The 10,940-nt window shown below is 63.3% G+C and carries 13 protein-coding genes; 9 read left to right on the top strand and 4 right to left on the bottom strand.

Features of this window, described 5'->3' with window-relative positions:
* The first annotated feature begins 283 nt into the window (after window positions 1-283).
* The 4 genes from PGB28_RS07315 to PGB28_RS07300 all read left to right on the top strand — a co-directional run bounded on the left by PGB28_RS07315 (window position 284) and on the right by PGB28_RS07300 (window position 2,132).
* Window positions 284-745: an Lrp/AsnC family transcriptional regulator gene (locus tag PGB28_RS07315; RefSeq protein WP_271420841.1), complete on the top strand. Its 462-nt coding sequence runs from the start codon at window positions 284-286 to the stop codon at window positions 743-745.
* 15 nt (window positions 746-760) lie between these two features.
* Window positions 761-1,213, top strand: coding sequence for a DUF6173 family protein (locus tag PGB28_RS07310; RefSeq protein WP_271420840.1), 453 nt, complete (start codon window positions 761-763; stop codon window positions 1,211-1,213).
* 89 nt (window positions 1,214-1,302) lie between these two features.
* Window positions 1,303-1,437, top strand: a complete 135-nt coding sequence (locus tag PGB28_RS07305) for an aa3-type cytochrome c oxidase subunit IV (RefSeq protein ID WP_271420839.1) — start codon at window positions 1,303-1,305, stop codon at window positions 1,435-1,437.
* A 44-nt stretch (window positions 1,438-1,481) separates the two neighbouring features.
* A complete protein-coding gene (locus tag PGB28_RS07300; RefSeq protein ID WP_271420838.1) occupies window positions 1,482-2,132 on the top strand; it encodes a hypothetical protein in 651 nt (216 codons plus the stop codon).
* Here the strand turns inward: PGB28_RS07300 and PGB28_RS07295 are convergent.
* Together PGB28_RS07295 and PGB28_RS07290 are read right to left on the bottom strand one after the other, a co-directional pair.
* The gene (locus PGB28_RS07295; protein ID WP_271420837.1) at window positions 2,124-2,447 is read right to left on the bottom strand and encodes an AzlD domain-containing protein; all 324 of its coding nucleotides are present in this window, start codon (window positions 2,445-2,447) and stop codon (window positions 2,124-2,126) included. The two genes, PGB28_RS07300 and PGB28_RS07295, sit on opposite strands and share 9 nt — an antisense overlap.
* Window positions 2,444-3,160, bottom strand: coding sequence for an AzlC family ABC transporter permease (locus PGB28_RS07290; protein ID WP_271420836.1), 717 nt, complete (start codon window positions 3,158-3,160; stop codon window positions 2,444-2,446). The genes PGB28_RS07295 and PGB28_RS07290 overlap by 4 nt, the downstream gene beginning before the upstream one ends.
* Before the next feature lie 47 nt (window positions 3,161-3,207).
* Here PGB28_RS07290 and PGB28_RS07285 point away from each other — a divergent pair, with 47 nt between their 5' ends.
* The 4 genes from PGB28_RS07285 (at window position 3,208) to PGB28_RS07270 (ending at window position 7,373) form a co-directional block, all read left to right on the top strand.
* Window positions 3,208-4,098, top strand: coding sequence for a formate dehydrogenase accessory sulfurtransferase FdhD (locus tag PGB28_RS07285; protein WP_271420835.1), 891 nt, complete (start codon window positions 3,208-3,210; stop codon window positions 4,096-4,098).
* A 73-nt stretch (window positions 4,099-4,171) separates the two neighbouring features.
* Complete coding sequence (gene mobA / locus PGB28_RS07280) at window positions 4,172-4,798, top strand: molybdenum cofactor guanylyltransferase MobA (protein ID WP_271420834.1); 627 nt, start codon at window positions 4,172-4,174, stop codon at window positions 4,796-4,798.
* Window positions 4,795-5,286, top strand: a complete 492-nt coding sequence (mobB, locus tag PGB28_RS07275; protein WP_271420833.1) for a molybdopterin-guanine dinucleotide biosynthesis protein B — start codon at window positions 4,795-4,797, stop codon at window positions 5,284-5,286. Before mobA ends, mobB begins: the two co-directional genes overlap by 4 nt.
* Window positions 5,280-7,373, top strand: coding sequence for a molybdopterin-binding protein (locus PGB28_RS07270; RefSeq protein ID WP_408636226.1), 2,094 nt, complete (start codon window positions 5,280-5,282; stop codon window positions 7,371-7,373). Before mobB ends, PGB28_RS07270 begins: the two co-directional genes overlap by 7 nt.
* 54 nt (window positions 7,374-7,427) lie before the next feature.
* On the opposite strand, the gene PGB28_RS07265 is transcribed toward PGB28_RS07270, so the two are convergent.
* Together PGB28_RS07265 and greA are read right to left on the bottom strand one after the other, a co-directional pair.
* Window positions 7,428-8,474, bottom strand: a complete 1,047-nt coding sequence (locus PGB28_RS07265; protein WP_271420832.1) for a hypothetical protein — start codon at window positions 8,472-8,474, stop codon at window positions 7,428-7,430.
* Window positions 8,475-8,496: 22 nt separating this feature from the next.
* Window positions 8,497-8,967: a transcription elongation factor GreA gene (greA, locus tag PGB28_RS07260; protein ID WP_271420831.1), complete on the bottom strand. Its 471-nt coding sequence runs from the start codon at window positions 8,965-8,967 to the stop codon at window positions 8,497-8,499.
* 297 nt (window positions 8,968-9,264) lie between these two features.
* Between greA and PGB28_RS07255 the strand changes: the two genes are divergently transcribed.
* Window positions 9,265-10,914: an electron transfer flavoprotein-ubiquinone oxidoreductase gene (locus tag PGB28_RS07255; protein WP_271420830.1), complete on the top strand. Its 1,650-nt coding sequence runs from the start codon at window positions 9,265-9,267 to the stop codon at window positions 10,912-10,914.
* The last annotated feature ends 26 nt before the right edge of the window (window positions 10,915-10,940 follow it).

Below are 10,940 nucleotides of genomic sequence, written 5' to 3'. Positions count from 1 at the left end.
GCGGCAAACCCCCAGCCGTGGTCTACTGGCTAAGAAAAGACGAAACCCAATCAGGTCAGCAGGAGCAAAGAGTAGCTTAATTTACGCTGAACACTGTCCAAACACTGGGGAGTAGCTCAGGTTTCATTCACCGAGGCCGGATGGGCGGTGAAGAAAGTGCCGGGTCCGTGAGTGGTAGGCATGGCGTGTCTCCTGTTTGCTCCTTGGTCATATTGCTATGGGTTTTGGGTAAACGCGTCTCAAAAATCATTGCGATTTCGCCAAGCTTTGGGATGATGTCCCAATGAACTTCAATCTGGATGATATTGATCGCAGAATCTTGGCCGCTTTGCAGCGCGATGCCACGCTGTCCATGGATGCGCTGGCCGAGGCGGCGGGCCTGTCGCGCAATGCCTGTTGGCGCCGTATGCGGCAGATGGAAGGGGCGGGCGTGATCCGGGGGCGCGTGGTGTTGCTGGACCCGGCCAAGGTGGGCTGTGCGCTGCAGGTCTTTGTCATGGTGCGCACGAGCAGCCATGACGCAGCGTGGATGGAGAAATTCGACCGGGCCGTGCGTATCCTGCCCGAGATTGTCGGCGCGCATCGCATGACCGGGGATCTGGATTACGTGCTGCGGGTGCGGGTTGCCGATGTCCCGGCCTATGACGCATTCTACAAGAAATTGATCGCGCTGGTGCCGCTTTCCGATATCTCTGCCAGCTTTGTTATGGAAGACAACAAGGACACGACCGAATTGCCACTGTGAACCCCGGGATTGCTGATGACCGAAATCTCCACCACTGCCGAAGCCGTCGAAGCCGCCGCCCTGCCGCGCCGGGTGGAAAACCACACCGAGTCCGAAACCGTCCCGGGCGAGGTCACGGTCAATGACCGCCCATTGGAGGAAAAGACCGAGGCCGAATGGGCCTATGAGCGGCTGATCCTCTATATCCGCGATTTCGAGGCGGGGCTGGACAATGAGCACGAGGTCGCGATGGGATTTACCGGGACGGATGCTGGTATCCTGCGGATCGAGGGGATGGGGTTTTTCGACCCCGATATCGTGACCTTTTACGGCACCGACCCCGACGGCATCCGCACCCAGCTGATCCAGCATGTGAGCCAGTTGAACGTGCTGCTCAGGGCGCTGCCCAAGCTGGTGGAAGAGGCCGCGCCGCGCCGCATCGGGTTTCGGCTTGTTCAAAAGCTGGAACAGGCCGATCAAGCGACATAATCGCGCGGCCCCGGCGCGCGGTCTTGGGCGTGACAGGGCGGGGGGAATCCGCTAAACGGCGTTTAAACAAGTCTCAAGGAGTCACTCAAATGGCTGAACACAAGCACGGCGAAATGGACATTACCGTTCAGGAAGAAACCTTTAACGGCTTTATCAAGGCGACGATCCGTGTTGTCGTGGTCTGCATCGCGGTTCTGATCTTCCTCGCGATCTTCAACAGCTAAGCTCCGGCTTTCCGGGTCGGGTCCGTCTTATCGGGGGTGGTTTCATGCGGTATCTGGTTATCATGTTTGCGGCGCTTCTGGCGCTTGCCGGATGCGCGGATGACCGGACCCGGTTTGACCCGCCCGAGGTCGTCTCGCAAGCGGTCTACCGCCATGACGGGCCACCTGCGCTGACCCTCTACACCATGGTCAGCAACAGCACCGGGCAGGGCGCGCATTCCTCGATCATGATCAACGGCTCGCAGCGGGTGATCTTTGATCCGGCGGGATCGGTTGCGCATCCGTCGATCGCGGAAAACGCCGATGTGCTCTATGGCATCACGCCCCGGATCGCCGATTTCTATGCGCGGGCGCACGCGCGGGAAACCTATCATGTGGTGATCCAGCGCGTCGAAGTGTCTGCGGAAGTTGCGGAACAGGCACTGCAACTTGCCATCAGCAACGGCGCGGTGGCCCAGGCCTTCTGTGCCAATGCCACGTCGAACCTGCTCAAGAAACTGCCCGGTTTCGGGTCGATCAAGCCGACCTTTTATCCGCTCAAGCTGTCCGAGCAATTCGGCGCGCTGCCGGGGGTGACGACCCGGGTGCTGCGCGAAAACGATGCCGATGACAAATCCGTCGCGATTGCGGAATTCGACGCGGCACAGCGGGCGACTCAGACCGTATCGGAGCCGTCGCAGAGCGGCTCACAATAACGCAACGCCAAGCGCAAAGGTGACCACGCCGCCAAGGATCGCGGCAAGCACGTTGCGCGTCCATATTCCCAAGCCAAGCGTGACGGCCGCCGCCGACAGCCATGTTGGGTCAGGTGTGCCTCCGGTTGCCGCGGGCCAGACCACCAGCGGAGCCACCAGCCCGGGCAGAAAGGCCACTGCCGTATAGCGCAGGTGTCGCAACAGCCATTGAGGTAACGGGCGGTGGCCGACAAAGCCGATAAAGGTCAGGCGCAGCAGATAGCTGCCCAAACCCAGCCCGATGATGACAGTCCACAGCTCGACCTTGTCGATCATGTTTTGCCTTCCCGTTTGGCCATTTGCCGCTCGACCTCGGCCCCGGCCATCATGCCCGCGATGCCCGCCACCATCAGGCCAAGATTGTAGGGCAGGAACGCCATCAGCAGCGCGGCAATCATCGCCACGAAAGCCGCCACCACATGCGCCCCCGTGCGCAGCATTGGTGCAATAATCGCCAGAAAGGCGATGGGCATGATGAAATCCAGTTGCAGCCAGTCCGGGATCGCCTTGCCAATCAGCGCGCCGGTGAGCGTGGACGCCCACCAGAGCGGAGCCACCGCCAGCGCCGCGCCAAAGAAGTAAGCCGTCTTGGCGCGTTGCGACATGGCGGGTTCCGCCTCATAGGCGGCGACCGAGGTGGCAAAGCTCTGATCGACGATGAAATAGGCGATGATGGCGCGTTTCCACCACGGTTCCTGTCCCAGATGCGGGGTCAGCGTGGCGGAATACATCGCCATGCGCAGATTGACCGCGAGGGCCGAGGCCAGCACGATCAGCGTCGGTGCCTCGTCGGTCATCAGTTGCAGCGCGGCGAACTGTGCCGCCCCGGCGATGACCACGACGGAAAAGCTGAGCGTCTCGAACACGTTCAGTCCGGCCTCGGTGGCGATCACGCCAAAGAGCACCGCAAAAGGGACCAGAACCACCATGAAAGGTGTCCCGTCCCGGACGCCGCGCCAGAATGCGCGATTGGGGGTGGAGGGTGGCATGGGAACGTCCTAACTTCTGCCCTAGCCCGTATCACAGACATCCGGAGATGCAATTGTCAGAAAAGGATAACGCCACGCCCTACCTGATCGCGCCCGACCCTGCCGCGCCGCGCCTGACCCGCGCGATAGAAGGCGTGGACCATACCGGTGCCCGCCAGAGTATTTCCGTGGTCGAGGAACGTCCGCTGACGATTTTCCTCAACAGCCGGGAAATCGTGACGGCCATGACCATTGGCGATTACCCGGAATATCTGGCCGTCGGGTTCCTGCGCAATCAGGGCATGCTCAGCGATACCGATGAGGTGACGGGCGTGGACTATGACGACGATCTGGAAACCGTGGTGGTGCGCACGGCGGTGGAGACCAGCCACGAGGAAAAGCTGAATAAGAAGACCCGCACCAGCGGCTGTGCGGTGGGCACGGTCTTTGGCGACATGATGGAAGGGCTGGAGGGGCTGACGCTGCCCAAGGCACAGCTGCGGTCCAGCTGGCTCTATGCGCTGTCGGCCAAGGTCAACCAGACGCCGTCGCTCTATCTGGAGGCAGGGGCCATTCATGGCACGGTGCTGTGTCAGGGGGATCGCCCGCTGGTCTATATGGAGGATGTGGGACGGCATAACGCGGTGGACAAGATCGCGGGCTGGATGCATGCGACCGGGACCGGTGCGGCGGACAAGATCCTGTATACCACCGGGCGGCTGACCTCGGAAATGGTGATCAAGACGGCGTTGATGGGCATACCTGTGCTGGCCTCTCGGTCGGGCTTTACAGCCTGGGGCGTGGAGATCGCCCGCGAGGTGGGCCTGACGCTCATCGGGCGGATGCGGGGCAAGCGGTTCATCTGTCTGAGCGGCGAAGAACGGGTGATCTGGGACGCGGACCCCGACGCGGTGCCCGATGAAGGGCGCAAACATCGCAGGAAGAGTGCAGAGGGATGAGCCGGGCGGACAAAAATTTTCGAAAATTTTTGCAAATTTCTTCGAAGAAATTTGGCGGCGCGGGGTGTGGACCGTGAGCGCGCCTTTGGGCGTCATCCTTGCCGGGGGGCAGGCCACGCGCATGGGCGGCGGGGACAAGGGGTTGTTGACCCTTGGCGGCCAGACCATCCTGTCGCGGGTCATGGACCGGCTGGGGCCGCAGGTGGCGGGGCTGGCGCTCAACGCCAATGGCGATCCGGGGCGGTTTGCCGATTACGGCCTGCCGGTTGTGCCGGACAGCATTCCGGGATTTGCAGGGCCTTTGGCGGGGGTGCTCGCAGGGCTGGACTGGGCCGCGGAGCAAGGCGCTGACCGCATCGTGACGGCGGCGGCGGACACGCCGTTTTTTCCCGCCGATCTGGTCGCGGTGCTTGAGCAGGCCTCTGACGGGCAGGCGCATCCGCTTGTTCTGGCTGCCACCAAAGGCGAGGCCAAGACCAAGAGCAAATCCCGCTCGGGCCTGATCCGGCATCCGACCTTCGGGCTCTGGCCCGTGGCATTGCGGGATGATCTGCGCGCGGCGTTGCGGGACGGGCTCAAGAAGGTGGTGCTCTGGACCGACCGGCATGGCGGGCGCGAGGCGGTCTTTCCCGACGAGCACGCGTTTTTCAATGTGAACACGCCCGGGGACCTGGCCCGGGCCGAGGAGATGCTGGCATGAAGGTCTTTGGTATCACGGGTCAGCCGGGATCGGGGCGGATCGAGCTTGTGGCGCGGCTTGTGCAGGCGATGGCGGCGCGGGGGCTGCGCGTGTCGACCATTCAGCACATGCCACCCGCATTCGATGTGGACCGCCCCCGGCGCGACAGTCATCGCCACAGGCAGGCGGGTGCGTCACAGGTGATGCTGGCCTCGCGCAACCGCATGGCGTTGATGAGCGAGTTGCGCACGGCACCGCAGGCGTCGCTTGACGACCTTCTGCAAAGAATGCGGCCTTGTGATCTTGTGATTGTCTGCGGGGATACCGAGGAAGACCTCCCGCTGATCGAGGTCTGGCGCGATGATGGCGGCGATATTCCGATGGCGTCTGAGGATGCGGGTATCCTTGCTCTTGTCTCGGATTCGGTGCCGGATGTTGTGCAGCCGGTTTTTGGCACCGAGGATACGACGGCGATCACCGATTTCATTCTGCGCGAGGTGGGATTGTGAGCTTTGACAGTTTTGCCATGGTGGACTGGTCCGGCGGCAAGGATCGCGGGGCCGCGCCCAAAGCGGATGCGATCTGGATCGCGGTGGTCCGGGGCGGGCAGGCGGACGCGCCGGTCTATTGCCGCAACCGGCAGGTGGCCGAAGACCTTCTAGCGGCGCTGATCGAAGAAGAGCGCGCGGCGGGGCGGCGGTTGTTGATCGGGGTGGATTTTCCATTTGGTTACCCGGCGGGGTTTGCGGCGGCGCTGACCGGCTCTGACGACCCGCTTGGGGTCTGGGACTGGCTTGAGGCCCGGATCGAGGATGCGCCGGAGGCCAACAACCGGTTTGATGTGGCCGCCGGGATCAATCGCGCGCTGGGTGGTGAGGGTCCGTTCTGGGGCAACGGGTTGCAGCGCGACATCGACGGGTTGTCACGGACCAAGCCCGAAACCGCGGCTTTTCCCGAAAAGCGCGAATGCGAGTCGCGGGCCAAAGGCGCGTTTTCCTGTTGGCAACTCTCCGGGGCCGGTTCGGTGGGGTCGCAGGTCTTGATGGGGTTGCCTGTGCTGACCCGGTTGCGCCGCCGCTTTGACGCGGCGGTGTGGCCGTTTGAGCCGTTGGACAAGCCGGTCGGGCTGGTCGAGATATGGCCATCGCTGATCGCCCGGACGATCGAGGCGCTGCGTGAGGAGAGCGAGATCAAGGACCGCGCGCAGGTTCGGATCATGGCGCGGGCGCTGGCCAACCTGTCGCCCGACCGGTTGGGCGCGATGCTGGATGTGGATGCGCCCGAGGAGGGGTGGATCCTGGGCCTGGGGCACGAGGAGGAACTGGCGCGCGCCGCGGACCCGTTACAGCCGCCGCCGCTCAGCAATGATTGCTTTGCCCTGCCGCCGGGCGTCGACTGGACCCCGGTGGAGGATGCGCTGGCGCATTTGCGGAATAATCTGGGTCCGGTTGTTGGTGTGGAACGTCGGGGGCTGAGCGAGGCGCTGGGCCGGGTGCTGGCCGAAGATATTGCCGCGCGGCGCGCCAACCCGCCGCAACCCAACACGGCGGTGGATGGCTATGGCTTTGCCGGTGGGCTGCAAGACACCGCGTCCGTGACCCTCCCGTTGGTCGAGGGGCGTGCGGCCGCGGGAGTTCCGTTCAAGGGGCAGGTGCCCGCCGGGCATGCGATCCGGGTGCTGACCGGTGCGGCGTTGCCCGACGGGGTGGACACGGTGGTGCTGGAAGAGGATGTGACTACCGATGGCGCGCGGATTGCCCTGCGCGGGCCGCTGAAACAGGGCGCGAACACGCGCGAGGCCGGAGAGGATGTGAAAGCAGGAGAGGCGCTGTTTGACGCGGGTCGCCGCGTCACGCCTGCTGATCTCGCATTGCTTTCGGCCACCGGGCATGACGCTGTGGCGGTGCGCAAGCCCCTGCGGCTGGGGGTGCTGTCCACTGGGGACGAGCTGCTGGAGCCGGGGCAAACGGCCGGGCCGGGGCAGATCTATGACGCCAATCGCCCGATGCTTCTGGGGCTGGCTGCGCGCTGGGGATATCAGCCGGTGGATCTGGGGATTGCGCCGGATGACCGGGAGGCGCTTCGCGCGCGGTTGGATGCGTCGGCGGAACAGGCGGATGTGATCCTGACCTCGGGCGGGGCCTCGGCGGGCGATGAGGACCACATGTCGGCGCTGTTGCGCGAGGCGGGGGCGATGCAGATGTGGCGCATCGCGGTCAAGCCGGGGCGCCCGCTTGCGCTGGGCCTGTGGCGGGGCGTGCCGGTCTTTGGCCTGCCGGGCAACCCGGTTGCGGCGATGGTCTGTGCGCTGGTCTTTGCGCTGCCCGCGCTGGGCGTGCTGGCGGGCGAAGGGTGGCAGGAGCCGCAGGGTTTTGACCTGCCTGCCGCGTTCGAGAAGCGCAAGAAACCGGGGCGGCGGGAATATCTGCGCGCGCGGATGCGGGATGGACGCGCAGATGTGTTCAAATCCGAAGGCTCGGGACGGATCAGCGGGCTGAGCTGGGCCGAGGGGCTGGTGGAATTGGGCGACGGCGCGCGCCACATCAGGCCCGGCGATCCGGTGCGGTTCATTCCCTTTGGCAGTTTCAGGCTGTAAGACCCGATTTCTTCTAAAGAAATCGGACCGAAATCTTTTAAAGATTTCGTGCGCTTAGTCGAACGTGCCCGCCACGCGGCCCAGCAGCATGAAGGCCCGCGAGGTTCGGGTATTGCCGAAGGCCGCGATCTCGGCGTCGGTCGCGCGTTCGGCAAATTGCGCAAAAGTCTTGTCATAGACGCGCAGGAAATGATGCGCTGCATCGCGGAAAATCGTGTCCTGCTTCATCCGCCCGGCAGTCAGCGCCAGCGAGGACCGGTCGCGCACACCACCAAGACCGGCAATGGCGCGGCCCCGTGCACCTTCGGCAAAGCGGCGCCAGACATCGGGCTTGGCCATATCGGGGCGCAGGTCGTCCATGTAAATCCCGTCCTGGCTGAGCAGGGTCAGGACGTCCTGTGCGGCTTGCACGAGCTGTGACGTAGGGCGGTCCCGCAGCGCGCGCCGCAAGGCGGCAAAGCCGTCCTTGTCATCGGCGGTTTCGGGGAAGTTCAGCGCACGGATGAAATCCTCGGCGGCCAGCGGCGGGTTCAGTGCCTCGGCCGGGGTGCCAAGCGCCAGAGCGGGCTGATCGTCACCGGTGGCCGCCACCGGTTTTTCCACCGGGGCGGGGCGCGGTTTCGGCGCGTCGCGGGTCGAAGAGAACATGGCCATGGTCGCCTCGGCCTTGCGCTGGGCGGCGGCGATCTCGTCAAGTTTTCGGGTGATCGATGGCTCGGTCGCGCCGCCCTGGCTCTGGGCGACATAGGCATGGCGCAGCGCGTCGATGGCGGTTTGCAACCGCGTGCTTTCCTCGCGCATGACGCGGCTGGCACGTGCGGCGGTGGCAGCGACCCAGATCATCGCCACCGGCATGAAAATCGCCAGCATGGTCATCAGGAAGCGCAGCCCGTTATCCGGCCCGGTGCCCGTGGGCTCCAGCACCAGAAAGAAGATACCCGCCCCGGCCAGCCAGAGCAGCGACAGCGCGACGGCAATCACCTCGATGCCCGTGATCGCGGGTTTGCGGTCACGGTCATAGATCCCTAACGGCGTTGACCCCGAAGCCGCTACCTTGGCCGGTTTCTGGTTTGCCGCAGACTTGGAGGAGGCGGTTTGCATGACGCTGCTGTCCGGTCCCGTATCAGGAATAGCTGATCTTGAGGATTTCGTAGTCCTTGACCCCGCCGGGGGTGCGGACCTCGACACTGTCGCCCTCTTCCTTGCCGATAAGGGCGCGGGCGATGGGCGATTTGACGTTGAGCAGGCCCTTTTCGACATTGGCCTCATGCTCACCTACAATCTGCCAGGTCTTCTCTTCGTCGGTGTCCTCGTCCACCACGGTGACGGTGGCGCCGAACTTGATCGAACCGGAGAGTTTCGAGGGGTCAATGACCTCGGCCAGACCCAGCACGCCTTCAAGCTCCTTGATGCGGCCTTCGATAAAGCCCTGCTTTTCGCGCGCGGAATGGTATTCGGCGTTTTCCTTGAGATCGCCCAGTTCGCGCGCCTCGGCAATCGCCTGAATGATGGCGGGGCGCTCGACGGATTTGAGCTTTTTCAATTCGGTTTCGAGCGCGGTGAACCCGGCGCGCGTCATCGGTATTTTTTCCATATGCCTCACCAGAAAGCGCCGCCAACCCGTGCGGGCGGCGGCCTCATTGTCCTGAACGTTTGGTCGAGTTTGCCTTAGGGCTGCGGGCGGATGCAAGCGGGATTTGACGGTTTGGCGCTTGAGAGGCCGGAACATGCGCAATCGCAGGGCATTCCTTCTGCTTTGCAGCATTTCTGGGGGAAATGTCGTTTTTTGCGACTTTGTGACGCCGCGCCCGCGTTGACCATCCGACTATTTGCAGGCAGGAAGTTGCGCAACTTTGTTACGCAGCCGGTTGGGCCACGGGAAGGAAAGATCATGAGCGACGTCACGCGCGAGTCGATGGAATATGATGTGGTGATCGTTGGAGCGGGACCTGCGGGCCTGTCGGCCGCGATCCGCCTGAAACAGTTGGACGCCGATCTTAACGTTGTGGTGCTGGAAAAGGGCTCCGAGGTGGGGGCACATATCCTATCTGGCGCGGTGCTCGATCCTTGTGGTCTGGATGCGTTGATCCCCGACTGGAAGGAAAAGGGCGCACCGCTCAACGTGCCGGTCAAGGATGACAATTTCTACATGCTGGGCGAGGCAGGTGGCGTGCGCATCCCCAACTTCCCGATGCCGCCGCTGATGAACAACCACGGCAATTACATCGTCTCGATGGGCAATGTCTGCCGCTGGATGGCGGAGCAGGCCGAGGAACTGGGGGTCGAGATTTTCCCCGGCATGGCGTGTTCTGAACTGGTCTATGGCGAGAATGGCGAGGTCAAGGGCGTCGTGGCGGGTGTCTTTGGGCTGGAAGCGGACGGTTCCATCGGGCCGAACACCGAGCCGGGGATGGAGTTGCACGGCAAATATGTCTTCCTGTCCGAGGGCGTGCGCGGGTCGCTGGCGAAAGAGGTCATTGCGAAATATGACCTGTCCAAGGGCAAGGAGCCGCAGAAATTCGGGCTGGGCATGAAAGAGATCTGGGAGATCGACCCGGACAAGCACCGCGAAGGCAGCGTGACCCATACGATGGGCTGGCCGCTGGGCTCCAACGCAGGCGGCGGATCGTTCATCTACCACCTTGAGAACAATCAGGTTTATGTGGGCTTCGTGGTGCATCTGAACTACGAGAACCCGCATCTCTTCCCCTATATGGACTTCCAGCGCTTCAAGCATCACCCGATGGTGGCGGAGCTGCTCAAGGGCGGCAAGCGCGTGGCTTACGGCGCGCGGGCGATCTCCGAGGGTGGCTATCAATCCATGCCCAAGATGGTGGCGCCGGGTGTGGCGCTTTTGGGCTGCTCTGTCGGCATGGTCAACGTGCCGCGCATCAAGGGCAACCATAACGCGATGCTGTCCGGAAAGGCGGCTGCAGAGGCGGCGTTTGACGCGATCAAGGCCGACCGGTCGGGCGATGAGCTGACCGCCTACGAGACCGAGGTGCGCGAAGGAGCGATTGGCAAGGACCTGAAAAAGGTGCGCAATGTCAAACCGATGTGGTCCAAATGGGGCATGCTGCCCTCGCTGGCGCTGGGCGGGCTGGACATGTGGACCAATTCGCTGTTTGGCGTGTCGCTCTTTGGCACGATGGGCCATGGCAAAACCGATGCCGCCGCCACCGGCGAGGCGTCCAAGCACAAGCCGATCGATTATCCGAAACCCGATGGCAAACTGTCCTTTGACCGGCTGACCAATGTCAGCTTTTCCATGACCAATCACGAGGAAAGCCAGCCCTGCCACCTGCAACTCAAGGATCCGTCAGTGCCGATCTCGGTCAACCTGCCGAAATATGCCGAACCGGCGCAGCGCTATTGCCCCGCAGGGGTCTATGAGGTGGTGGAAAAGGACGGCCAGCAGGAGTTCGTGGTGAATTTCCAGAACTGCGTGCATTGCAAGACCTGTGACATCAAGGACCCCAGCCAGAACATCAATTGGGTCACGCCGCAGGGCGGGGACGGGCCGAACTATCCGAATATGTGATCTTGGAAAACGGGCCTGCGGGCCCG

The organism is Primorskyibacter aestuariivivens (assembly GCF_028023675.1).
Taxonomy (GTDB): Bacteria; Pseudomonadota; Alphaproteobacteria; order Rhodobacterales; family Rhodobacteraceae; genus Marinovum; species Marinovum aestuariivivens.
Note: the sequence above shows the minus strand (reverse complement) of the source record. Positions and strands in the feature narration are given on the sequence as shown.